This is a genomic window from Bulleidia sp. zg-1013 (genome assembly GCF_019798045.1).
Lineage (GTDB): Bacteria > Bacillota_I > Bacilli_A > Erysipelotrichales > Erysipelotrichaceae > Bulleidia.
In genome coordinates this window covers 213,899-239,378 of sequence record NZ_JAGXEX010000001.1, presented here as the reverse complement: position 1 = coordinate 239,378, position 25,480 = coordinate 213,899, and the positions used below count along the sequence as shown (strand labels likewise).

The following is a 25,480-nucleotide window of genomic DNA, read 5'->3' as shown; positions in this document are numbered from 1 at the left end:
GCTTATGAATATACCAAGAAAACGGTTTTTAGACCTAAAAATTTGGTATGATGAATGTGTAAATTGGTTTCGCTTTATACAAAAGAATGAATTTGGGGTGATCATCTATGGGTAAGTATTTGACTCAATCAGAACAATATTTATTTAAAGAAGGAACTTGGCAAGAAGCCTATCTGCGTTTTGGAGCCCAACCGGCAATAAAGAATGATAAACAAGGCTATGTTTTTTCGGTGTGGGCACCCCACGCCAAAGCTGTATATGTGACTGGGGATTTCTGTGATTGGCAAGCTTTTCATTATCCAATGAAATGCGACGCAAGTCAGGGAATCTTTTCTTTATTTATAGCCGATGTGAAAGAAGGGCAATGCTATAAATATGTGATTGAAAGTGAGGGTGGTGAATTATTCTATAAGGCTGATCCTTATGCGAATTATGCTCAACAACCACCAGAAACCGCTTCTCGTTTGTTTGATTTATCTAAGTATCATTGGAAAGATAAAAAATGGTTGACGAAACGCCATAAGACCAATCACATGGAACAGGCTTTAAATATCTATGAAGTACAACTTGGTTCTTGGAAGCGAAATGAAGATGGCTCGTATTATAGCTATGAACAATTAAAGAAGACTTTAATTCCCTATGTTAAAGAAATGGGTTATACCCATTTGGAATTAATGCCTGTGATGGAATATCCATACGATGGTTCTTGGGGTTATCAGATTACAGGTTATTATGCACCAACAAGTCGTTTTGGTAATCCATGCGATTTTATGGGTTTCATTGATGCTTGCCATCAGGCAGGTATTGGTGTGATTTTGGATTGGGTGCCCGGTCACTTCTGTCAAGATAGCCATGGTTTAGCAATGTTCGATGGTACAAAACTCTACGAAAAAGAAAAACACGCACAATGGGGAACGCTAAAATTCGATTTTTCAAAAGGAGAAGTGAGAAGTTTCTTATTATCCAATGCGATGTTCTGGTTAAAGGAGTTTCATGTGGATGGATTGCGAGTAGATGGTGTTACAAGCATGCTTTATTTGAATTTTGGTATTGATAATCCAAAGTTAAAGAAATTTAATGAAAAAGGAACGGAAGAAGATTTTGAATCCATTCAATTTATTCAAAACTTAAACGCAGTCATTGGTAAAAAAATGCCGGATGTCATGATGATAGCAGAAGAAAGCACGGCTTGGCCTTTGGTGACCTATCCGCCAAAAGACAACGGTCTTGGTTTCCATTATAAATGGGATATGGGGTGGATGCACGATACTTTGCACTATATGCAAACAGACTTTCCATATCGTCCCGGAAATCATCATTTACTAACTTTTTCCATGATGTACAACTTCAATGAGAACTTTGTCTTGGCCTTAAGCCATGATGAAGTGGTACATGGTAAATGTTCCTTGATTGGTCGCATGCCGGGGGATTGGTGGCGTCAATTTGCGGGAATGCGTGCTTTAGCCTTCTATCAAATAACACATCCTGGTGCCAAGCATAATTTCATGGGGAATGAATTTGCGCAATTTATTGAATGGCGGGAATACGAAGGACTGGAGTGGTTTCTATTGGAATACGATACACATCGACACTTACAAGATTTCAATCGTGATTTAAATCATTTCTTCTTATCGTCAAAAGCTCTTTGGCAAAAGAATTATTCTTGGGAAGGCTTTGCGTGGTCGGATGCCGATAATAAAGATCAATCAACGATTATCTATCGTCGCAAAGGCAAGCAGAATAAGGATGAACAAATTATCCTCATCAATTTTGTGCCGGAAGTTTATGATGAATTTCGCATTGGTGTTCCAAAGAAAGCTTGGTATAAAGAAGTCTTTAATACCGACGCAAAGGAATATGGGGGTAGTGGTCGTATCAATGAAGGCTATTATAAGGCAGAAAAGCTTGCCATGCATGGTCAACCCTATTCCATTTGTGTGAAGACACCACCAATTGGTGGTATGGTCTTTGAAAGAGTAGGGCCAAAAGAAGTGAAAGAAAAAATTGCAAAGAAGTAAATAAGTTAAAAAGGGGATTTATGTTTAGAACAAAAAAAGAATTTAAGAAAGAATTTGAGAATGCGTGCTTGGTGATTATTGGTAAGGATTTTGAAGATTGTTCCACCGAGGAAAGATACTTTGCGCTAGCAAAGTTAGTTTCTAGCCAAGTCAGTGAAATGCATACACAAAAGATTAGTCATAAGAAAATCTATTATTTTTCCATGGAGTTTCTAATCGGTAAACTTTTAGAAAATTATTTAATGAACTTAGGTTTAACCAAGGTTGTTTCTGAAGGCTTAGCGGATATGGGAGAATCCCTAGAGGAGTATTTTGAGATTGAAAAGGATCCGGGATTAGGAAATGGTGGTTTAGGAAGATTGGCTGCTTGTTTCATGGATTCTTTAGCCGCCTTAGGTTATGAAGCAGAAGGCGTTGGTATCCGATATCGCTTTGGTCTTTTCAAGCAGAGAATTGAAAATGGTCAACAGGTCGAAGACCCGGATAACTGGTTAGAGAAAGACTATCCTTGGGAAGTCAAACACCTAGAGGCGGCGGTTCCGGTGAAGTTTGGCGGTCGAGTTGAAAAGAACTATGACGGTAGTGAAATGCATTATCAATGGCTACCAGAAGAAACCATCTTAGCAGTTCCTTATGATATTCCGATTGTTGGTTATGATGGTAAACAAGTGAATACATTGCGCATGTGGTCAGCTAAACCAATGGAAGAAGGCTTTGATATGGATGCTTTCAACCGTGGTGATTATGCGAAAGCGAACAAGCATCGTGCGGATGTACAAGCTATTACCGATATTCTTTATCCAAATGACCATTCTTTATCAGGTCGGGTTTTACGCTTAAAACAGGAATATATGTTTACAGCGGCAGGTATTCAGGATATTGTAAATAGCTTTAAGAAACAATATGGCAATCATTGGGAACTCTTTAGTCAAAAAGTAGCGATTCATACCAACGATACCCATCCGGCTGTTAGTGCACCGGAATTAATGCGTGTTTTAATGGATCAAGAAGACTTAGGTTGGGATTTGTCTTGGAAGATTGCTACAGAAAGTATTTCTTATACTAATCATACTATCTTACCAGAAGCCTTAGAGAAGTGGCCAATTGATATGTTTAGAAATCTATTGCCACGCTTGTATGATATCATTGAAGAAATCGATCGACGCTATCGCGATAGTCTTGATAAGAATGTGCCCGGATGGCAAGAACAGCTTAAGAACACCGCTATCTTATGGGATGGTCAAGTGCATATGGCTAATCTTTCAGTGATTGTTTCTCATCATGTGAATGGAGTGGCGGACTTGCATACAGAAATTTTAAAGAAGATTGTCCTTAAAGATTTCTATAGCTTAACACCGGAGAAGTTTAACAATAAAACCAATGGTATCAGTCACCGTCGTTTCTTTGCCCAAGCTAACCCCAGTTACCAAAAGTTGTTATCCGAAACGATTGGAAATACTTGGATTCATCATCCAGAAGAATTAGAAAAATTAAAGGATTATGAAGGAAAAGCTTCTTTCTTAGAAAAGGTAGAAGCTAGTAAAAAAGAAAATAAGCTTCGTTTAGCGAAATACATCAAGAAAACAACCGGTATTGATGTTCATCCAAATTCTATCTTTGATGTTCAAGTGAAACGGTTCCATGCTTATAAGCGTCAATTATTGAATGTGTTAAAGATTATGGATTTGTATAATCGTTTATTGGCAGATCCTAATTTCCATATTCATCCTGTCACATTTATCTTTGCAGGAAAAGCGGCTCAAGGTTATGCCTTTGCGAAGGATGTGATTCGTTTGATTTGTTCAATAGCGGATGTCATCAATCGTGATGATCGTGTCAATCGTATGATGAAGCTTGTCTTCATTCCAAATTTCTCGGTTTCTAATGCACAATTGATTTATCCAGCCGCTGAAATTTCCGAACAAATCTCAACTGCCGGTATGGAAGCTTCGGGAACCGGGAATATGAAATTCATGATGAATGGGGCAATCACATTAGGGACTTTGGATGGTGCCAATGTGGAAATTTCCCAATTGGTTGGTCCGGATAATATCAAGATTTTCGGCTTAAAAGCAGATGAAATTGAGACGATGAAGAGTCAAGGCGGCTATTTAGCTTGGACGTTATACCATGAAAATAATCGCATTAAGAAGGTATTAGATCAATTAATTGATGGTACGTATAGTCATTTATCGGGCGGCTTTGATTTAATCTACGATAGCTTACTAAGGGATAACGATAGCTTCTTTGTATTAAAAGATTTTGAAAGTTATGTGAATGCGTTTGAAGAGTTAATTCGGGTGTATGACGATAAGAAGACTTGGTGGAAGATGTCCATTCATAACACCGCTTACTCAGGGTATTTCTCAAGTGACCGTACTATTGAGGAATACGTTAAGGAAATCTGGGAACTTTAATCAATAAAATAATTAGGAGGGGACTATGAAAAGAGGAAAAGATTGTATTGCGATGCTGCTGGCGGGAGGTCAAGGTAGTCGTTTAGAAGCTTTAACAAAAGCAACCGCAAAACCGGCTGTATCTTTTGGAGGAAAGTTTAGAATTATTGATTTTTCTTTATCCAATTGTGCGAATTCCAATATTAATACGGTTGGTGTTTTGACTCAGTATCGTCCTTATGTATTAAATAGCTATATTGGTAGTGGAAGTGCTTGGGGCTTAGATTCAAAAGATGGCGGTGTTTCGATTTTACCTCCTTATGCGACAGAAAGTGGCGGTTCTTGGTACGAAGGAACAGCCGATGCGATTTATCAAAACTTGGAATATATTCGCTTATATCATCCAAAGTATGTTGTGATTTTATCGGGTGATCATTTATATCGTATGGATTACCAAAAGATGCTGGATTTTCACATTCATAGTGAAGCGGATTTAACCATTGCGGTGAAGTCTGTCCCACTGGAAGAAGCTTCTCGTTTTGGAATTATGTCCACAAATAAGAGTGGTCGTATTACTAAGTTTATGGAAAAACCAGAACATCCCGAATCAAATTTAGCTTCCATGGGAATTTATATTTTTAATGCCGATTGCCTAGAAAAAGCTTTAATTGAAGATCATGAAAAAGAAGATTCTGAACATGATTTTGGTAAGAATATCATTCCAACCTTACTTAAGAATAAAGGACGCTTGTTTGCGTATGAATTCTCCGGTTTCTGGAAAGATGTCGGTACTATCCCCAGCTATTACCATACAAGCATGAATCTTTTAAGTAAGCATCCGGAGCTAGACTTATACGATCGATCTTTTCCAATTTACAGTAATGAGGAAGTCAATCCTGCTCATTATATTTCTAAGGATGCGGATATGCACAATTGTATTATTGGTAATGGAACAGAAATCTTCGGTAAGGTGCATCATTGTATTTTAAGTAGCGATTGTTACATTGGGCAAGGAGCTGAGGTAACGGATTCAATTCTTTTACCGGGTGCTCGTGTTGAGGAAAACGCTATTGTAACCCGTAGTATTATGGGAGAAAATTCAGTTGTGAAAAAAGGGGCTAGCCTTGGGGCTGAGAAAGGTCGCATCACGGTTATAGGTGATGCTCAAGTTATTGAATAGGAGGAAAAGGAATGGATAACGTAATTGGCATTATTTCAGCGAATTTTAGTACACCCGAATTGGAAGATTTAACCAAAGATCGCACAGTGTCCGCTTTACCCTATGGTTCACGCTATCGTTTGATAGACTTTACTTTATCAAATATGACGAATTCCGGTATTAACAGCGTGGGTATTATTACTCCTTATTCCTATCGTTCATTATTAGACCATATTAGTTCAGGTGAATATTGGAATTTAACGAAGCGTAATGGTGGTTTATTTATATTGCCTGGAGTGGCGTATGGACCTAATAATAACCAATCTCGTTTGGTTCTTCGAGATATTCGTAGAAATCTAGCCTATTTGAAACGTTCTCAAGCGGAATTTGTGTTAATCACTTCCAGTGATGTGATTTACAACATGAATTATCAAGGAATGATTAACCAGCATAATGAATCAGGGGCGGATGTTACTTTGTTGTACAAGCTGGCCTCTAAGAATATGCCGGGATCTACAAAGATTGAATTTAAGAAGAACCGTATTGTGGATTTGGATCGTAATGCTGAAAAGGGCGATGCTATGTTAATACCAACGGTTGTCATGAGTCGTAAGCTACTTTTAAAAGTTCTCGATTGGTATGCTCATGTGGATTATATGGATTTACTAAATTTCTTGAGTAACAATGTTAAGAATTTGCGGATAGAAGGCTATTGCTTTAATGGCTATGTACATTCGATTTCCTCCATTAGCGACTACTATCAAGCAACGATGGACTTATTGAAGAATGATATTCGTCATGAATTATTTTCAAAGGAAAATCCAATTATGACCAAGGATCGTGATCGTGCTTCAACACGTTATAGTGAGGATGCGGAAGTTTCAAATTCTTTAATACCAGCCGGCTGTGTGATTGAGGGAACGGTTGAAAATTCAGTTTTATTTAGAAATGTACGAGTTGGCAAAGGGGCTGTCATTCGTAATTCTATTATTCTACAGTCGTGTGTGATTGAAGAGGGTGCGAGTATAGAGTATGCTATTCTTGATCGACGTAATGTCGTAACAAAAGATAGTGTTTTAAAGGGAACAGCTAAGAATTTATTGGTATTAGCTAAAAAAGGAGATTAAAAACGATGAAAAGAGATGTGCGTGTTTTGTTTGCGTCGTATGAAGCGACTCCCTTCTTACAGATTGGCGGTTTAGGTGATGTGGCCGGATCATTACCATTGGCTTTAAAAGAGAACAATTGTGATGTGCGTGTGATTTTACCAAAGGTTTCTGCTATTCCAAGTGAGTATGTGGAGAAGATGAATCATATTTGTGAATTTCAAGTGCCACTAGGCTGGCGTCAACAATATTGTGGCATTGAAGAATTAAAGTATAAAGGACTAACTTGGTACTTTGTCGATAATGAATATTACTTTAAACGTGATGGTGTTTATGGTTATTTTGATGATGGCGAACGTATTGCTTTCTTTGCAAAGGCGGTTGTTGAAGCCATTCAATATTTAGATTTTGAGCCGGATGTGCTTCATTGTAATGATTGGCATACCGCTTTATCGCCGGTGTTTTTAAGAGAATTTTATCGTGGAGTTGAAAAGTATGATCGTATTAAGACTGTCTTTACTGTTCATAATTTAAAATTCCAAGGACAAATGTCAGATTATGTTTTAGGTGATGTGCTTGGCTTAGCGGATATTCCGGCCGCGGCTAGTCAATTACGCAGTGATAAAGATTCGATTAACTTTATGAAAGGGGCTTTATCGTATAGTGATGTTTTAACAACGGTTAGTCCAAGCTATGCTAATGAAATTCAATCCATGGAATATGGGGAACATTTAGAAGCTATTTTTCAAAGAAGAAATTCGATTTTGCATGGTATTTTAAATGGTATTGATACATCGGTTTATAATCCAAAAAAGGATTTTTGGTTGGTAAAGAATTATGATGAAAAAGACCTGAGGGCTAAGGCGGAATGTAAGAAGGCTCTTCAAGAAGAAGTGGGCTTAGAAGTGAATGCGGATAAACCGTTAGTCGCTATTATTTCGCGCTTAACAAGACAAAAAGGCTTGGATTTGGTGGTGAATAAATTATCAGAATTTATGAAACATGATATTCAATTATTGGTTCTGGGCACAGGGGATAAGGATTATGAGGATACATTAAAGTATTATGCGTTAGAATCTAATGGTAAAATTTCAGCTCAAATTCGTTTTGATGAAGGATTGGCTCATCATGCTTATGCGGGGGCAGATATGATGCTTTTGCCATCTTTATTTGAACCATGTGGTCTAACCCAGATGATTGCTCAGGCTTATGGAACTTTACCTATTGTTCGTGAAACCGGGGGATTAAAAGATTCGGTTGTTCCTTACAATCAATTTACCGGCGATGGCGATGGTTTTAGCTTTGCGAATTTCAATGCAGAAGAAATGTTTGGAACTATCCTAAATGCGGTGGATGTGTACTACAATCATAAAGAAGAATGGATAAAGCTTATGAAGCAGGCAATGGAAAAAGACCATTCTTGGCGCTCATCAGCGAAGCGATATGCTGATATATATTATGGTTTGTGTCCTGAATTAAGCCGAGTAGAAGAAGTAAAGAAGAAAGTTGTAAAAGAAAAAAAGGTTGAGAGACCAAAGAAGAAGATTGTATTGAAGAAGCGAAAATAACATTTATGGAAATATTGCATAACACACGTCAATTAGAGTTTCGTGATCCTTTTGGGGCAATACCAGTGGGAAGTCAATTGAAACTAACTTTAAGGGTGAAAGATATCACCGTCAAAAAATGTGAATTAAGAACCTGGGTAGATGGTCAGGGTGAACGATTGATTCCAATGGAAGTAGATGAGAATGGATTTCATCTACTTTTTCCCTGTCCAGAAAAGGCAATTGTTTGGTATTGCTTTCAATTAACATTAGAAGACAATTCTATTCTCTATTATGGAGCAAAGCAAGGGTATCGAGGGGGCATTGGTCAGATTTATACGCATGAACCACCATCTTTTCAATTAACGGTTTATCAGCCTCATCCAGTCCCGGATTGGTATAAAAAAGCGGTTGTCTACCAAATTTTTCCCGATTGTTTTTATCGTGGTAAGGATTGGCAAGAGTTAAGCAACAAGGCTTTAAGTAAGCAAAGAAAAGGTCCGGGACGTTATTTAGTAAAGGATTGGGATGAGCTTCCTTCCTACGACAAAGATGAACAGGGGCGTATTAAGAATTGGAGTTTTTATGGTGGAACGCTTTCTGGTATTCAAGAAAAGCTTCCTTATCTAAAGGAATTGGGTATTCAAGTACTTTACCTAAATCCTATTTTTGAAGCAGCTAGTAATCATCGTTACGATACAGGGGATTATCGTCATGTGGATGAAATGCTTGGGGGCGATAAGGCTTTTTCTTCGCTTATCAAAGAAGCGAAGAAATATGGTATTTCAATCATTTTAGATGGTGTATTTAATCATACCGGTTGTGATTCTTTATATTTTAATCGTTATGGAAATTATGCAGAAGTGGGTGCTTATCAATCAGAGAAATCAAAGTATCGGGATTGGTTTCAATTTAAAAAGGATGGTACGTATGGTTCTTGGTGGGGTGTCGATGATTTACCGGCCGTTCATCAGGATAATGAAGCCTATCGACAGTTTATTTGTCGAAATAAAGATAGTATCATTCGTAAATGGTTAAATGAAGGTGCTAAAGGTTGGCGCTTAGATGTAGCGGATGAATTGAAAGAAGATTTCTTAGTGGAAATTAAGAAGGCTGTTAAAGAAGCCGATGATGATGGTCTTTTGATTGGTGAAGTTTGGGAAGATGCATCGAATAAGATTAGTTATGGAGAGTTAAGGCATTATCTTTTAGGTGATGAGTTGGATGGAGTGATGAATTATCCATGGCGAGATGGCATTCAAAATTTTCTTTTAAATCAGATAAGTGCTTATGACTTATGTGAAATCATTACCTCTATTCAAGAAAATTATCCTTTAGAGGCTTTACAAGCTAATCTGAATATGATGAGTTCACATGATTCGGTTCGCTCTATGACAAGGCTTGGCTGTGCAACAATGAATTTAAGTGAAACGGAAAAAGGTCATTATCGCCTTTCTTATGAGCAAAGACAAGTAGCTAAGTCACGAATTTGGTTGATGTTATTACTGCAAATGACCTTGCCCGGTGTGCCATCTATTTATTATGGAGATGAAGCTGGCTTAGAAGGCTTTGAAGATCCTTATAATCGGGCTAGTTATCCTTGGGGTCATGAAGACCAAGATGTGTTAACGATGTATCGAAATGCGATTTCCTTAAGGCATTGTTTCGATGTTTTTCAAGATGGTTGCTTATCTTGTTTTAGTGTGAATGAAGATGTTTTTGGCTATTATCGTGAGAATAGGAAAACGAAGTTTGTTTTTTTGGTGAATCGTAGTTCTTATCAAACCCATTCTTTTGAAATTGAGGCTAAGTCTTTGCATGGGGTGGATTTATTAAATGGAGATAGCTTCATCTGTGAAAATAATAAGCTGAAGGGACAGTTATGGTCAATGCAAGCAAGGTTGATTTCTTTTTCAAATGATGAATAAAAAGTTTTAAAATTATTTAAATTTTCACTAATCAAAGGATTTTCATATTGTTGTTAAAAAGACTCTGAAAATGGGAACGATAAATCGAAGACTTATCCTTCCTTGTAGTGATGAGTTTTTATGTTTTAAGGTAAAAATGGTATAGTAGTCCTATGAAAAAATGGTTAGCGGACACAAATACATGGATGAAAGCTTTCTTTCGTTTTTTAAGTATGAGTATTGCTTTATATCCGGTTTACACACTTTTTCTAAAAAATGTTTTGACCTATTTCTTTCGCCAAATCATTCGCCATTCCGGCTATTATGTTTTAAATAAAGAAAATCTATTGCATATTGTGAAACAACCGGTGATGGTTATCGCTATCTTGTTTTTTGCACTAGTGGCTTGTGCCATTATCTTTTCAGAGTTTTCTTTATTACTTTATTCAGTGGTGGATGAGCTGCATTGGGATCAATTAAAAACCTTCTTTAGAGAAAGAATTTGGTCTAAATGCAAACAACTATGTAGCCCGGAAATCTTTCTTTTTCTGTTATATTTGGCACTAATGATACCTTTAGCAAATTTGGGTTTGAATTCTAGTATTCTGGCAAAATGGAAAATTCCTGATTTCATTGGTAATGAATTCATGAAAAGTAAAGTGGGTATGTTAGGCTATGGTGGTCTTTTGGTATTAGTTGCTTATATCAATTTAAGATTATTGTATTTTATACCTTTGTTTAGCTTGACTAAAAGAGGTGTGAAACAATCACTTGTGGATTCATGGCATAAAACAAAAGGGAAAACACTGCTTCATATGGCCTATATTATTTTATATTTTATTGTTGCGGCGATTGTGTTGATTGCGATTTCGGCTTCTTGTGCCATTCTTTTTAGCAAATGGGATCCAATGGGAACTTCTTTAGTGAAAGAAAGTTTATTCTTTTCTATTTTGACAGGTGCTCATTATGCGGTAGACATGGGTTTGAAGTTTGTTTTAATTATGTTGATGGTTCAAATCCATGAAAAATCAGCGGAACGAAAGATGAGACCACTTTATCAAAATATTCGTTTATGGGTAGTCGTGGCGGGGATTATTTCTTTATTTGTGACAGGGTGTATTCAATTATTTTTATTAGAAGATCAACCGACAGCTTTAAAAATTTCTCATCGAGGCGATAGTGCCAGCTATGTTGAGAATAGTTTAGAGGCTTTAATATCTGCTAGTAAAAAGGGAGCTGACTTTGTGGAAATGGATGTGTTAATGACCAAGGATAAGCAATTTGTGGTCTTTCATGATCGAACACTAAAGCGCATGGCAAATTTAAATCAAAAAGTATCGGAATTAACATTAGAGCAGCTTCAGAGATTAACCATTCGCAATGAGGCTGGACAAACTAGTCGTATTCCAAGTTTAAAAGAATACATCGAAACATCAAATGCCTTAAATCAAGCTTTATTTTTGGAATTAAAGCCAGAGAAAAATAAGGTACATGAGTACATGCAGGCTTTCATCAAGCAATATCAAGCCTTGAAACCATTAGAAAAAAATCGTTTGATTTCATTAAATCTTGTTGCTTTAATGGAAGCGAAAAAGGAAATACCATCCATTCAAACCGGTTATATCATTCCTTTCCAATTAGGATCTTTAGAGGATTATCCTGTGGATTTTTATGTGGTTGAAGAATTTAGTTATAACTATTTGTTTGCTCTATCCGCTAAGAAACAAAAGAAACAAATTTTTGTTTGGACCATCAACAAAGAAAAACAAATGAAAGAATTATTATTCAAGGGGGTAGATGGTATTTTAACCGATGATATTTCCACTCTTTCTACCATTATTAAAGAAATGATGGAACAAAATTATTACAAAAAGGCACTTCAGTTAATGGAAGTGAAAAGTTAAAAAGAGAAGTTTTTAAGCTTCTCTTTTCTTTCCTCTATAAGCAACACCAACAAAATCAGGGCCAACATGACTGGCAATGGTTGGACCAAGGCTCATAATAATCACTAATTCCGGTTTTAATCTTGGATACATGGTTAATAATTCTTCACGTAATTTTTGCACATCTTCTAAACAATCGGCATGAATGAGAGCCAATTCTTCTTGGTAAGTTTCTTCGCTAAAGTCTTGTCCTACCCATTCTAATAACTCCTTTAAGCAACGCTTTCTACCACGTACCGTGCGCATGGAAACTAAGGAGCCGAACTTATCTAAATAAATAAGCGGTTTAATGGATAGTAATGAGCCAACTATGGCGGAAGCGTTGGATAAGCGCCCCCCTTTTCTTAACCACTTTAAGTCTTCAACCATAAAATGATGCACATATTCTAAAGCGTGTTCCTTTGCCCATTGCACACATTCTTCATAGGAAGAACCGGTTTCTTTTAAATGAACTAAGTATTTAAGCAATAGTGCTAAACCGGAAGTGACGGAATAGCTTTCAACCATTTGAATGCGAATATTAGGAAATTCAAGGGAGACTGTTTCAATCGCTTTTTCAGCATTATGAATGGACTTCGATAAAGCCCTTGTCATATCCATAAAAAGAATATCTTTTCCTTGTTTCGCTAAATCACGGAAGAATTCTTCATAAGCATATTCAGAAATTTGTGATGTGTTTGGCTGTATACCAGAACGCATGGCTTTAAATAAACGACTTTTCGACTCTTCACTACAATCATCCACATAAACTTGATCATTTAGTGTATATGAATAAGAGATAAATGGAATCTGGTGTTCTTTTAGATATTCGATAGGTAGGTCAGCTGTTGAAGTTGTAGCAATCATAAATTCTTTCATAGATAACCTCGATTCTTTCTTATTATTCTAGCATGTTCATTTTGCAAGAAACAAATTTTCTCCATCCAGAATGTTTCATTGACAAGAAAAGATGGTAAGTATAGACTAACTATTGTTAGATCTGACTAACCTGAGGAGGATGTAGATTATGCCATTAATTTTTGGTGATATTGCCCAAATATACACAATCAAAAAAATTGGTGGTGACGCTCATACACGAAAACACCTTCAGGATTTAGGATTTACCCAGGGCACTAATGTTCAAATTATATCGAAGAACAGTGGAAATCTCATTGTTAAAGTGAAGGAAACACGGGTTGCTTTGGGTGCCTCTATGGCAGCGAAGATTTTGATATAGGAGGATAGAATGACGTTAAAGGAAGTAGCGGTTGGCGAAAAGGTTGTCATCAAGAAACTTCATGGACAAGGCGCTGTGCGTCGTCGTATCATGGACATGGGCATTACGAAAGGAACAGCGGTTACAGTTCGTAAGGTTGCTCCATTGGGAGACCCCATTGAATTGACAGTGCGTGGGTATGAATTATCCATTCGTAAAAAGGATGCAGAAATGATTGAGGTGGAAGTATGAGTAAAAATAAAGTTGTGATTGCTCTTGCCGGAAACCCAAACAGTGGAAAGACCACTCTTTTTAATTTGTTGACAGGAGCGAACCAGACGATTGGTAACTGGCCGGGAGTTACGGTAGAAAAGAAAGAAGGCAAGCTTAAGAAACACCATGATGTGATTATTGAAGACTTACCTGGTATTTATTCTTTATCGCCTTATACATTGGAAGAAGTTGTTTCACGTAATTACTTAGTGAAGGAAAAACCATCGGCTATTTTAAATATCATTGATGGAACAAATCTTGAACGCAATCTATATTTAACTTCGCAATTAATGGAACTTGGTTTACCGGTGGTTGTGGCTGTGAATATGATGGATTTGGTTGATAAGCAAGGCGATAAGATTGACCTAGCTTCTCTACAAGCACAATTGGGTTGCCCGGTAGTACCAATTTCAGCTTTAAAGGGAACTAATGTTCCGGAAGCGATGGAAGTTGTATTAGAAGCAGTTAAGAAGAAGGAATTACCAACCATTCATCGTTTCACGGATAAAGTCGAAAATTTTTTAACCTCTTTAGAAGAACAATTGGTTTCAATTCCATCGGAACAAAAACGTTGGTATGCGATTAAGTTATTTGAAAAAGATGAAAAAGTTTTAGAAACAATTGATTTCAGTGCTGAACAAAAGCAAGAAATATTGACTGAGATTGAAAAGCTGGAAGCTGAATTGGGAGATGATAGTGAATCTATTATCACCAATGAACGTTATAACGATATTACTAAGTTATTATCCGGTATCTATAAGAAGAATAATTCAGAAGAAAAGAGTATTTCTGATAAGATTGATACGGTTGTTACCAACCGCTGGTTAGGTTTACCAATCTTTGCCTTGATTATGTTTATTGTTTACTTCTGTTCGATTCAAACATTTGGTACAAAAGCAACAGACTGGGTAAACGATGGCTTATTCGGTGATGGTTGGTTCTGGTTAGGCAAAGGTCGTGCTGAATTTGATGAAGCTAGTGCTAACTTCAGTATGGATTCAGAGGCGAAAGAAGCTTTTGAAAATGAGGCTATTGAAAAAGGTTTGATGAAAAAAGAGGGTGAGGAAGTTAAAGTTCTTGACCAAAAAGCGCTTGAAAAATTCACTGTTTCGACAGAAGTGCATGATGAATCTGGTAAAGTGGTTGAAACACGTGCTGTTGACTTCAAGACTTATGAAAAATACGCAGCTGAAGAAGAACCGGATGCCCATGACTTTGGTCCATATCAAGTTGGGTTACCGGTTATTTTAGGGGATTTCTTAAAGAGTATTCATACATCAGAATGGGTACAAGGCTTAGTCTTAGATGGTATCTTAGCTGGTGTTGGTTCAGTTCTCGGTTTCTTACCACAGATGTTAACATTATTCTTCTTCCTTGCTTTCTTAGAAGGTTGTGGATATATGGCGCGTATCGCTTTCGTGCTGGACCGCCTATTTAGAAGATTTGGTTTATCCGGTAAGAGTTTTATTCCGATGTTAGTTGGAACAGGATGCTCGGTTCCAGGTATTATGGCTTCGCGTACAATTGAAAGTGATCGTGATCGTCGTATGACAGTTATGACAACTTCCTTTATGCCATGCTCGGCGAAGTTGCCGGTTATTGCTTTGATTTCAGGTGCTTTCTTTAAGGAATCCGGTTTAGTTGCAACAAGTTCTTATTTCTTAGGTATTGCAGCGATTGTTGTGTCAGGTATCATGCTTAAAAAGACAAAACGCTTCGCAGGTGATCCGGCACCATTTGTAATGGAATTACCTGCTTATCATTGGCCAACACCATCTTATATTCTTCATTCAATGTGGGAACGTGGTTTTTCTTTTGTTAAGAAGGCAGGAACAATTATCTTCCTAGCTTCCGTCTTCATTTGGCTAACATCTCATGTTGGCTATACAGCCCAAGGATTTGCGATGGTCGAAGAAGCGGATTCTCTATTGGCTATGTTTGGCAATGCTGTGAAGTTTATCTTTGCACCACTTGGCTTTGGCGATTGGCGCGCCGCTGTTGCGACAGTGACCGGTTTGATTGCGAAAGAAAACGTTGTATCCACAATGGGTGTGCTTTATGGAGCAGGGGAAGTCAGTGAAAATGGTTGGCAGATTTACCAATCCATGAATGCGGCTTTCTTTGGTTCAGCCTTAGCGGGTTACTGTTTCTTAGTGTTCAACTTATTATGTGCCCCATGTTTCGCGGCTATCGGAGCGATTCGTCGTGAAATGAATGACGTTGGTTGGACTTGGTTTGCGATTGCTTATCAATGTGGTTTTGCCTATGTAGTAGCCTTGATGATTTACCAATTTGGTTTAGCTATTCAAGGGAAGATGAACATGGCAGGTTTCATTGTTGCCGTAGTAATTGCGGCAGCTATGTTGTATCAGTTGTTTAAGCCAATGAAGAAACACGTAGTTGTTGAATAAAACCTAAATTAAAAATAAATGATAGTTGAACTATCTTTATGACTATTAGTTAGGTGCTTGAATGGTTCTAATTAAGGATTGATTTCTATTTTTGATAGGAATTAATCCTTTTAATTTTAGGAAAATGAAATGAAACAAGAATAAGGCAGTATGGAGGGTCTTTGGGGAATTTACTGCTATTGGATTGTTAACAATAGAAAAACTTCGATTTAGGAGTTTTCGGTAACATAAAAGTAGTAGCCGGCAATCATTTGCCAGCTACTACTTTTCTATGAACAAGACGCTTTGTATTACGTTGTTTCATCTTTTCTTGAACTTCTTTCATCGCTTCTTTTTGATTTAAGATAACCGGAATGATGATTGGTGTTCGTTTGGTTTTTTGGAATAAGAAGGGCTCTAAAGAAGACTTAATGCAAGATTTGATTTCACCAAAGGTGGTTCGATTTTGCATGGTCTTTTTAAGGGCTTCATAAACCACTAACTCGGCTTCCTTTAATAAAGTGTGCGAATCTTTGATGTAGACAAAGCCACGCGAAACAATACTTGGGCGACATAGAATCTTGTTGTAACGAGAGTCAATGGTCACAATTACCGATACCAAGCCATTCTCAGCTAGAATTTGGCGATCCTTAATAACGGAAGTACTCAATCCAGAAATATCATTTCCATCCACATAGATTGCATCGGTATGAACCTTTTCATTGGCAATAAAGGCTTCATGATTTCTTAAAACAACCACATCTCCATTGGTACAAATGAAACAATGGTCTTCAGGAACACCGGTTAAAACAGCGGTACGGCAATGTTCTACAAGCATCTTATATTCACCATGATTTGGCATAAACCACTTTGGTTTAATCAAATTCAACATTAACTTTTGTTCCTCAACCGGAGCATGACCGGTGGTATGAAAAGAAGTCAAAGGTGAATTGGTGACAACGTTAGCACCAACTTTGGTTAATTGGTTGATAACCTCGCCAACCGATTGACCATTGCCGGGAATTGGTGAAGAAGAGAATAAGACAGTATCCCCGGGAAGAATCTTAATGAAACGATGAGAGCCATTCGCAATACGACTTAAAGCGGCCATTGGTTCACCTTGTGAGCCGGTACATACAATACAAATACGATTAGCCGGTAAAGTATTCAATTCATTGCCGGAAATAAAACTTGATTTAGGAATGTTAATAACCCCTAACTCACGACCAATTTCAACCACATTTTCCATAGAACGACCAAAGACCGCAATCTTTCGATTACAAGCAACCGCCGCTTCCAGAATTTGATTGACACGCAAGACATTTGAAGCAAACGTAGACACTAGTAGACGACCAGGGGTTTTCTTCATTTGTGAAAGGATAGCTTTAGCGACCATTCTTTCTGAAATAGAAGAACCAGGTACCGAGGAATTGGTGGAATCCGATAACAATAAATCCACACCAATTTGACCAATGTAAGCCATCTTTTGAAAATCAGACGGTTTGCCAACAGGGGAGTAATCAAATTTAAAGTCTCCGGTTTCAACAATACGACCATTTGGAGTATTGATTAAAACACCCAAAGAGTCCGGAATAGAGTGCACTGTATCAAAAAAACCAATATTGAAATATTTTGTATTGATGGAAGAATCAGAATCAATTTCAATAATTTTACAAGCTCTAGTTAAACGGTGTTCTGCTAGTTTCTTTTCAATCAAACGCTTTGCAAAACGAGGAGCGTAGATTTCTTTTAGACGAATGGTTTTTAAGAAGAAAGGAATACCGCCAATGTGATCTTCATGACCATGAGTAATGACCATAGCCTTAATTTTATATTGGTTTTTCACTAAATAAGAGAAATCAGGGATGACATAATCCACACCTAATAATTCGCTTTGAGGGAATAAAACGCCACAGTCAATAATAATAATTTCATCGTTATGTTCCACACAATACATGTTCATACCGATGGCACCTAAACCGCCCATCGCATAAACCATCGTATCTGTTTCATGACGGATCGATTTTGAATAGTCTTCATTTTGAATTACTTTTTTATAAGTATTTATTCTTCTTGGATATCTCATTTTTGTTTCGGACATAAATTAATTAACTTTCTAGATGACTAATGCGCCATCAACTTTTTTCATAGGATTTTTCTTGTCAATACGATCGTAGAATAAACGACCATCAAAGTGATCCAATTCATGTTGTAAAACAATCGCTAAATAGCCTCTTGCACGAATGGAAATCATCTTATCACTAGCTAAATCATAGGCTTCTACCGTTACTCTTGCTTTACGAACCACATAACCCGGATGATCATTAACAACGGATAGGCAACCTTCTCCAGAACTTAAATAGGCCGGTTGAGCACTCTCGCTAACAATCTTAGCGTTGACTAACATATATTCATAATGCACAAGCTCACCATTTTTATCGACATCATCGACAACAACTGCCATCATACGTTTCGGGACACCCACTTGAATAGCACTAATGCCAACCGCCGGTCTTAAATTGTATTTTTTCGCTTTTTCTTTATCCGTTGAATCTTTGACATATTGCAACATATCACGCAATAAAGAAGCATCTTTCTCACTTAAAGGAAGTTTCACTTTTTTTGATTTCGTTCGGATGATAGGATCATTATCTTTGACGATGGTATCATTATTAATCAACATAAAAACCTTTACCTCAATTCCATTGTAGCATTTAATTTATTTTATTAAATAAACGTAATTCTTTTCGTGCTACTATTATAACATGAGTATGAAAAAGAAAAGAAGAATGTTGCCATATTTTTATCGTGTTCCAAAAACGGTGGATTTTATCATTCATCTTTGCGTGATTGGTTTGATGATTTTTGGCTTGATTGCGATTGTATCAGCTTCTATGGGCTTGGTAAATGGTAATAATAAAAAGTTAATTGGTATTGCCGGTAAACAGATTGTGTTTTTAATGGTTGGTTATATTTCTATGTGTTTTATGGGCAATCACTTTCGCCTTTCTTTTTTGAAAACAAAAGCGTTCAACACACTGATTATAACAACGATAGTATTATTGTTTGTACCTTTAGCTTTTAGTGCGGCGGGTGGAGCGAAAGCTTGGATTCGTCTGGGTCCTGTGACACTTCAACCATCGGAATTCGCAAAGATTGTAACGATTTTAATCATGGCTCGCTTTTTAGGAGATAATCGAAAAAGATACCATAGTACCTTTGAAATGTTATTAAGACCATTTGGCTATGTGTTAGCGATTTGCTTGATTGTGGCATTACTAGAGAATGACCTAGGATCGGCTTTGATTATCTTTATCATTTTTTCCGTTATTCTCTTGATTCCAAAACATCCGCAGTTAAAAGCAGTGCAACGCTTCTTTAAGATATCGTTTTGGTTAGGTATTGTGGCAGGATATGGTTTGTTGTATACGGGCTTTGGGGAAAGAATCATTTCTTCGGTTATAACGGGATATAAGAAAGCTCGTTTTACAGCTATGTTTAATCCCTTCCATGATACCTATGGGGTTGGTTATCAGATTATCAATGGTTTGGTTTCCTTTGCGACCGGCGGTTTAAAGGGTAGAGGGATTGGTCAATCGATTCGTAAATACACCGACTTTCCAGCTGTTAATACTGATTTTATTCTAGCTGTTGTGGTTGAGGAAATCGGGATGATCGGCTTTGGCTTTTTAATGCTATTATATGGGGCTATTCTATTGCAACTATTCCGCTATGCAATACGTATGAAGAGTGAAGCGGGAAAGATGATTTTAGTGGGTACAGCGATGTATCTATTGGTTCATATGGTCTTTAATATTGGTGGAGCTACGGGATTAATTCCTTTGACGGGTGTTCCTTTATTGATGATTTCCGCAGGTGGTTCAAGTACATGGTCATTTATGACCTGTATTGGTATTTCACAAGCGATTATTTCACAAGTAAATAGAGGAGAAATCCAATGAGAATTATCGCTGGAGAATTTCGTTCAAGACCAATTGAAGCACCCAAAGGAATGAAAACCAGACCAACGTTAGACAAAGTAAGAGAAGCGGTTTTTTCTATCATAATGAACAATGTTCCGGAATCTTCTTTTTTGGATTTGTATGCCGGAAGTGGAGCGAATGGCTTAGAAGCTTTATCAAGAGGAGCTAAAAGGGTTGTATTTGTCGAAAAAGACCGTCATGCGCAAAAAATTATTCAAGCCAATATTGTCTCATTATCTTTGCAAGAAAAAACAAGCTTATTGAAAATGTCAGTGCAACGGGCCTTAGATGTTTTAAAAGGTCAAAGCTTTGATTTGGTGTATATGGATCCTCCTTATGCCAAGCAAGAAAATGAACAGGTCATTCAATTATTGATAGAAAAAGACTTATTAAACTTAGATGGTGTCATCGTGGTAGAGGCAGATCGAAACGATGCTTATGCTGAAACAATAGGCAAAATGAAATTATGGAAAAAGAAAGAATATGGAGTTAGTCAACTCTTGTTTTATCGAAAGGAGAAATGATGAAAGCTTGTTATCCAGGAACTTTTGATCCAATTACGAATGGTCATTTAGACATTATTGAAAGAGCGAGTAAGATGTTTGAAGAACTCGTGGTACTCATTATGGATAATCCTCGTAAGAAATGTACCTTTAGTGTTGAAAAACGAAAAGAAATGATTGAAAAGAGTTTAGCGGATATAGGTCATCCCGTAAATGTTCGGGTAGAAATTGGCTATGGTTTAACGGTGAATTACGCAAGGCGTTTAGGTTGTGGAGCGATTATTCGTGGTATTCGTGCAGTTTCGGATTATGAATATGAGTTGCAACAAGCCACGGCTAATTTAAGCTTGGATGATGAAGTTGAAACATTATTCTTTATTGCTCGACCAGCCTATTCTTTCTTAAGTTCTTCCGTTTGTAAAGAAATTGCAATGAATGGCGGAAAGCTTTATGGCTTTATTCCTTCCCCGATTATTCAAGAAGTGATGGATGAACTCTATATTCCAGTTGAGGAGCTTTGATGAAGTGGGGGATTTTAGGCTCAGGGAATATTGCTAAGTGTTTTCTTAAAGCAAAGGTCAATGAAGTTGTAGCGATAGCTGGTCAAAGCAAAGAAAAATCGTTATCTTTGCAAAAAGAGTTTTCCATTCCTGTTGTCTATGATAGTTATGGTGAACTGATAAAAAGTGATGTGGATGCGGTGTATATTGCTTTACCACATGGGTTTCATTATAAATATGCTTTAGAGGCAATGGATGAAGGGAAAGCCGTTCTTATTGAAAAACCAATGGCTTTAAATGAATGGGAAGTGCAATCCCTAATTCTAAAGGCAAAGGAAAAGAATGTCTTGCTCATGGAAGCTATGAAAACTCGTTATTTTCCGGCTTATCAAGAATTAAAGAAAGCCTTAAAACAAGGTATTATTGGTGAACTACAATCCATACAAGTCTCTTTTTGTTCACAAGTAGAGACCTCTTTCTTTAAAAAATCTTATCTAAGTGATGCCATTCAAGGTGGAGTGCTTTTGGATGTGGGTTGTTATGTCTTGAATTATTTGGTGGATTTATTGGGGACCAATATTCCCTTAAAGAAAGTGGATGCTTGCTTTAAAGAAGAGGTGGATGTGGACGTGTTAGCTATATTTGAAAGGAGTGGTGTTTCCTTTCAAATGGAACTCAGTCTTGAAAAACCATCCACTCGTTTCGCTATTCTTAAAGGAAATGAAGGAATGCTTGAAATACCGAATTTCCATCGCCCTAATCATTTCATTTTAAAAAAAGGCAAAGAAGAAAAGGTCTTTGAATACCTTTATGAGGGTAATGATTTAAGTGCTGAGATAAGAGCTTTTGAAAAAGCTTATGCCCTAGGTCTAAGGGAAGAAGCTTGTATGCCATGGTTAGTCAGCCAACAAATTGCTCATGAATTAGACAGGGTGAAGGATGCTTTCACAGCCGATCCAGATGCTTCCGTTTATCGTATGTAAACAGATTTCTAAGGAGGTCTGTTTTTGTTTGTGGGGAATCGTGAGTGAATTTTAAAATAAATGAGAAAAGATTGAAAAATGCGATTAGAAGAAATCTATCTCTTGGTCTCATTTTTGTTCTTCCAAAGGTCACTCATGTCTGATGAAAAAATATTTAGAAAGTACATATCCACTTAGCATTCTAAAGGTATCTAATAGAATATCCACCACTTCTTTTAAGGCAAAAATGAAAGAAATTAATCTTAGACCTCGTAAATGCTTTTATAATATCCAGTAATATGGTAAAATATTCACATAAAGGGAAAGGTATACAATGTTGGTTACTTGGGGAAACTAATTTCACAAGAGTGTGGCTCTTGGAATCTTTAGCTTTCTATTTGGTAGTATATAATTATAATTACAAATCAGATGAGTTATGAGCTTTAGAAATTAGGATGATTATTGGCAAAGCTTGTTATCAGGCTTTGCCAATAATTTTAGTGTCCAAACTTAATTGTAGAAAAAATAAATGGTATTAGAAATTATTAAAAATGAACTAAAAAGAAGTTTTAAATATAAAGAAAAAATAATATTGAATTATTTTTTTATTATCATAATAGTTTATGCTGAATTTTCTGTTTATACGGGTCTTTTAAAAAATGAAGAGAGTAATCTGATGTCATATTTGGTGATTGCCAATGTCTTAAATAATTGCTTGCTTACAAATAGACTTCCAAATTTTATACATTTATTAAAAAAGGGAGAAATATCCAAATATTATACTTTTCCAAAAGAAATATGGGAAATTATCGTACTTGAAGATATTGCAACTTGTATTGCTGGTTTTGCAGAGAACATATTATTTTTAATTTTGTTAATGATATTTTTGCAAATTTCATTTTTAAGATGTGCATTTTTTTTGGTGTCTATTTTTTTGAGTTTATTGCTGAGTGTATTTGTGGGCGAATGCTTCTACTCGTTATCTTTACCGTTAAATAATCACTCTGCTTCCAAAGCACTATTAAACGGTGTTAGTGGTATTTTATCTGGTGGAATCATACCCTTAAAATATTTGCCACAGCAATTTATAAAGATTTGTTATTTTACTCCATTTGCATTTTTGGTTGATGGACCAGTTCAAGTTTTATTATATGAAAAAAAAGAAATTATTATTTTTCAACTAATTTGGTGTAGTGTGCTTGCGCTAATATCATACTATTTGTTTAGGATATTATCTAATAAAACTGAAATATATGGAGGATGAAAATGAAAAAAACATTAATGTTGTACCGTGCAAGTCTAACTGGGCAGATAAGTTACAAAAAAAATATGATTCTGGAATTAGTGATTTGGTTTATTTATTCAATAATTCCTTTAATTGCTGTCAATTTATTTTTGAAAGGAAGTGTTGCCAGCAATAATAATGTATCTATGCTGGTACATTTTATGTATGGTTCTATTTTGGTTGCTTATAATTTTGCTAGAATGTTTGCAAGAGGCTTAGATAATTATCAGCAATTATTATTTTCTGGAGATTTAGATATCTATTTTACAAGACCACTATCGATAATATATCAAGTTATAATTTCGGAAATATTTATCAGAAGAATTTCGGGTATCATTGTTGGAATAATATCTATATTAGAAAGCTATAGGCAAGGGTTTGAGTTATCTATTATAGCTACATTATATTTGATATTAATTTTGGGGATAACTTATATCGGGTTGATGTTAATTGCAGCATCTATATTAACTATAACGACAGAAGGGACAATGCTAGCTAGTATTTTAGTTGATTCAAGTGCTAATATAGGATTTTATCCAACTACATTATTAAAAAATCCAGCTAAATTTATATATACATTCATCGTCCCAATTTATTTTTGTCTATATCTGCCAGTAGATTTGATTGGAAATAGTGATATTGTTTTTTTAGGGTATATATACCCATTTTTCACAATGGTATTAGTGAATTTAATGGGTATATGTATGTTTAATTATATGTTATTAAAATATCAAAGCAATAATAGGTAAAAAGATGTAAAACAAATTTACTAAATATTCAAATTTAGAGCTATAGATATTTTGTAATGGAGGAATTATGATAAAACTAGAAAAAATTGTGTTCAACTATAAAGATAAAAAAAGATTATTTAATAATTTAGATTTGATAATTAAAGATGGAGAAAGCATTGGAGTTGTAGGTAATAATGGAACAGGGAAGTCGACATTGATTAAATTAATGTTATCTATTTTAAGACCACAGCAAGGTGATATCTATTTTGGCGATAAAAGTGTTTATAAGTTCAGAAGGAAATTGATGAGTAAAATAGGAGTTGTTTGGGGACAGAGAAGTTCACTTTGGTGGGACTTATCCATTAGACAAAGTATAGAACTACTTTGTAAAATTTACGATGTCAATCCTGAAAAAATGGTTGAAAATTTAGAATATTATGGTGAAAAAGTTACTTTGAAATATTATTGGAATAATTTGCTAAGGAAGGTAAGTTATGGGCAAAGAGTTCAAGCGGACATTATAGCGGTTTTAATAAGAGAACCAAAGTATATCTTTTTAGATGAAGCGTTTATAGGGTTGGATTACCACACTAAAGAAACAATAATTGAATTATTATGTGATTATAAACAAACCCATCCGGATTGTATTTTTGTAATTACATCGCATAATTTTTTAGATATTACAAAATTGTGTGACCGATTACTGATTTTAAGAGAAGATGGTTCTGCCATTGAATATTTAACGAAGAATGTATTATCTGTTAAATACACCGAACTTTTGATTGAATTTAATCGAGAAGTTGAACTTTTAGAATCGGAAAATATTGAAATCAATAAAATGAATTCACATAAGGTTAAAATATTAATTCAAGGTAGAATAAATAATTTTTTGCAGAAAATAAATTGGGACACAGTTTTGTCAATTGATTTAAAAGATAAAACTGTTGATATGGTCACAAAAAAAATAGATAAAGGAGATTTACAATGAGTTTATTTACCTCGGTAAGATTAGAAATCACATCAAAATGCAATTTAAATTGCAAATATTGCCATAATTTGGACTTTGCCAACAAAAACAATGATATGACAACGGAAAATATTTAAGCATTACTTATTTCACTTAAAAAAGAATTAGGATAAGTATTGATGGTGTTGGTGATGAACATAATAAATATAGAATAGGTAGTAATGTAGAAGAATTGCGGAAAAAGTCGTCATACAAAGAATCATGAAGAAAAAAGAGTTGAAATCCAGATAAGTAATTTTCTTACCGATAGACCTAAGTCAGCAAATACTCGAGAACGACTAGGGGGATTGGGAAGCTGATACAGTATTGGGCAAACCAGTAGAGCATGTTTAGTCACATTAACCAATAAAACGATAACCCCAGATAGAGGGAAAGGATTTTCTAAGCATACAATGATTAGGCAAAAATGAAAGAAATAAATCTTAGACCTCGTAAATGCTTAAATTGGAAACTCCATATGAGGTATATCATTCAGTTAAGTTGCAATTGATTTGACAATTCAAGGAAATTTTTAAATTTTTATGGATAAGACCTTATCCATAAGCTTATTATCTA

At 35.9% G+C, this 25,480-nt stretch carries 20 protein-coding genes and 1 pseudogene; 18 read left to right on the top strand and 3 right to left on the bottom strand.

The window, feature by feature from the left end:
* Positions 1–107: 107 nt before the first annotated feature.
* The 7 genes from glgB to K7I92_RS01050 all read left to right on the top strand — a co-directional run bounded on the left by glgB (position 108) and on the right by K7I92_RS01050 (position 12,037).
* On the top strand, positions 108–2,018 hold the full coding sequence (gene glgB / locus K7I92_RS01080) for a 1,4-alpha-glucan branching protein GlgB (RefSeq protein WP_220281711.1): 1,911 nt from the start codon (positions 108–110) through the stop codon (positions 2,016–2,018).
* Between the two features lie 20 nt (positions 2,019–2,038).
* Positions 2,039–4,435, top strand: coding sequence for a glycogen/starch/alpha-glucan phosphorylase (locus tag K7I92_RS01075; RefSeq protein WP_220281710.1), 2,397 nt, complete (start codon positions 2,039–2,041; stop codon positions 4,433–4,435).
* A 25-nt stretch (positions 4,436–4,460) separates the two neighbouring features.
* Positions 4,461–5,594, top strand: a complete 1,134-nt coding sequence (locus tag K7I92_RS01070; RefSeq protein ID WP_203245502.1) for a glucose-1-phosphate adenylyltransferase — start codon at positions 4,461–4,463, stop codon at positions 5,592–5,594.
* An 11-nt stretch (positions 5,595–5,605) separates the two neighbouring features.
* The gene (glgD, locus tag K7I92_RS01065; RefSeq protein ID WP_203245503.1) at positions 5,606–6,700 is read left to right on the top strand and encodes a glucose-1-phosphate adenylyltransferase subunit GlgD; all 1,095 of its coding nucleotides are present in this window, start codon (positions 5,606–5,608) and stop codon (positions 6,698–6,700) included.
* 5 nt (positions 6,701–6,705) lie between these two features.
* Positions 6,706–8,247, top strand: a complete 1,542-nt coding sequence (gene glgA, locus K7I92_RS01060) for a glycogen synthase GlgA (protein ID WP_255594266.1) — start codon at positions 6,706–6,708, stop codon at positions 8,245–8,247.
* Between the two features lie 5 nt (positions 8,248–8,252).
* A complete protein-coding gene (locus K7I92_RS01055; RefSeq protein ID WP_220281709.1) occupies positions 8,253–10,154 on the top strand; it encodes a glycoside hydrolase family 13 protein in 1,902 nt (633 codons plus the stop codon).
* Between the two features lie 152 nt (positions 10,155–10,306).
* Positions 10,307–12,037, top strand: coding sequence for a glycerophosphodiester phosphodiesterase (locus tag K7I92_RS01050; RefSeq protein ID WP_220281707.1), 1,731 nt, complete (start codon positions 10,307–10,309; stop codon positions 12,035–12,037).
* Positions 12,038–12,049: 12 nt separating this feature from the next.
* Here the strand turns inward: K7I92_RS01050 and K7I92_RS01045 are convergent, their stop codons facing one another.
* On the bottom strand, positions 12,050–12,934 hold the full coding sequence (locus tag K7I92_RS01045; protein ID WP_220281706.1) for a DegV family protein: 885 nt from the start codon (positions 12,932–12,934) through the stop codon (positions 12,050–12,052).
* 148 nt (positions 12,935–13,082) lie between these two features.
* Between K7I92_RS01045 and K7I92_RS01040 the strand changes: the two genes are divergently transcribed.
* The 3 genes from K7I92_RS01040 to K7I92_RS01030 are packed head-to-tail and all read left to right on the top strand — an operon-like array spanning position 13,083 to position 15,955.
* Positions 13,083–13,292, top strand: coding sequence for a FeoA family protein (locus K7I92_RS01040; protein ID WP_220281704.1), 210 nt, complete (start codon positions 13,083–13,085; stop codon positions 13,290–13,292).
* A gap of 9 nt (positions 13,293–13,301) precedes the next feature.
* Entirely contained in the window at positions 13,302–13,523 is a 222-nt protein-coding gene (locus K7I92_RS01035) for a ferrous iron transport protein A (RefSeq protein ID WP_203245507.1), read from the top strand.
* Positions 13,520–15,955, top strand: coding sequence for a ferrous iron transporter B (locus K7I92_RS01030; RefSeq protein WP_220281703.1), 2,436 nt, complete (start codon positions 13,520–13,522; stop codon positions 15,953–15,955). The genes K7I92_RS01035 and K7I92_RS01030 overlap by 4 nt, the downstream gene beginning before the upstream one ends.
* 247 nt (positions 15,956–16,202) lie before the next feature.
* Here the strand turns inward: K7I92_RS01030 and rnjA are convergent, their stop codons facing one another.
* Positions 16,203–18,035, bottom strand: coding sequence for a ribonuclease J1 (gene rnjA, locus K7I92_RS01025; RefSeq protein ID WP_203245509.1), 1,833 nt, complete (start codon positions 18,033–18,035; stop codon positions 16,203–16,205).
* 15 nt (positions 18,036–18,050) lie between these two features.
* Positions 18,051–18,617, bottom strand: a complete 567-nt coding sequence (def, locus tag K7I92_RS01020; protein ID WP_220281701.1) for a peptide deformylase — start codon at positions 18,615–18,617, stop codon at positions 18,051–18,053.
* 82 nt (positions 18,618–18,699) lie between these two features.
* Here def and K7I92_RS01015 point away from each other — a divergent pair, with 82 nt between their 5' ends.
* The 8 genes and pseudogenes from K7I92_RS01015 to K7I92_RS07610 all read left to right on the top strand — a co-directional run.
* Positions 18,700–19,896 (top strand): FtsW/RodA/SpoVE family cell cycle protein, encoded by a 1,197-nt coding sequence (locus tag K7I92_RS01015; RefSeq protein ID WP_220281699.1) that lies wholly within the window; start codon positions 18,700–18,702, stop codon positions 19,894–19,896.
* Positions 19,893–20,441, top strand: a complete 549-nt coding sequence (gene rsmD, locus K7I92_RS01010) for a 16S rRNA (guanine(966)-N(2))-methyltransferase RsmD (RefSeq protein WP_220281697.1) — start codon at positions 19,893–19,895, stop codon at positions 20,439–20,441. Before K7I92_RS01015 ends, rsmD begins: the two co-directional genes overlap by 4 nt.
* Positions 20,438–20,941, top strand: a complete 504-nt coding sequence (gene coaD, locus K7I92_RS01005) for a pantetheine-phosphate adenylyltransferase (RefSeq protein ID WP_220281695.1) — start codon at positions 20,438–20,440, stop codon at positions 20,939–20,941. The genes rsmD and coaD overlap by 4 nt, the downstream gene beginning before the upstream one ends.
* Positions 20,941–21,903 carry a Gfo/Idh/MocA family protein gene (locus K7I92_RS01000; RefSeq protein ID WP_220281694.1) on the top strand — a complete coding sequence of 321 codons (963 nt, stop codon included), beginning with the start codon at positions 20,941–20,943 and terminating at the stop codon, positions 21,901–21,903. The genes coaD and K7I92_RS01000 overlap by 1 nt, the downstream gene beginning before the upstream one ends.
* Positions 21,904–22,411: 508 nt before the next feature.
* The gene (locus tag K7I92_RS00995; RefSeq protein WP_220281693.1) at positions 22,412–23,146 is read left to right on the top strand and encodes a hypothetical protein; all 735 of its coding nucleotides are present in this window, start codon (positions 22,412–22,414) and stop codon (positions 23,144–23,146) included.
* A 2-nt stretch (positions 23,147–23,148) separates the two neighbouring features.
* Positions 23,149–23,916, top strand: a complete 768-nt coding sequence (locus tag K7I92_RS00990; protein WP_220281692.1) for an ABC-2 family transporter protein — start codon at positions 23,149–23,151, stop codon at positions 23,914–23,916.
* A 67-nt stretch (positions 23,917–23,983) separates the two neighbouring features.
* The gene (locus tag K7I92_RS00985; RefSeq protein WP_220281691.1) at positions 23,984–24,886 is read left to right on the top strand and encodes an ATP-binding cassette domain-containing protein; all 903 of its coding nucleotides are present in this window, start codon (positions 23,984–23,986) and stop codon (positions 24,884–24,886) included.
* A gap of 215 nt (positions 24,887–25,101) precedes the next feature.
* Positions 25,102–25,420: pseudogene (locus K7I92_RS07610) on the top strand (IS30 family transposase); the annotation flags it as partial.
* Positions 25,421–25,480 lie beyond the last annotated feature (60 nt).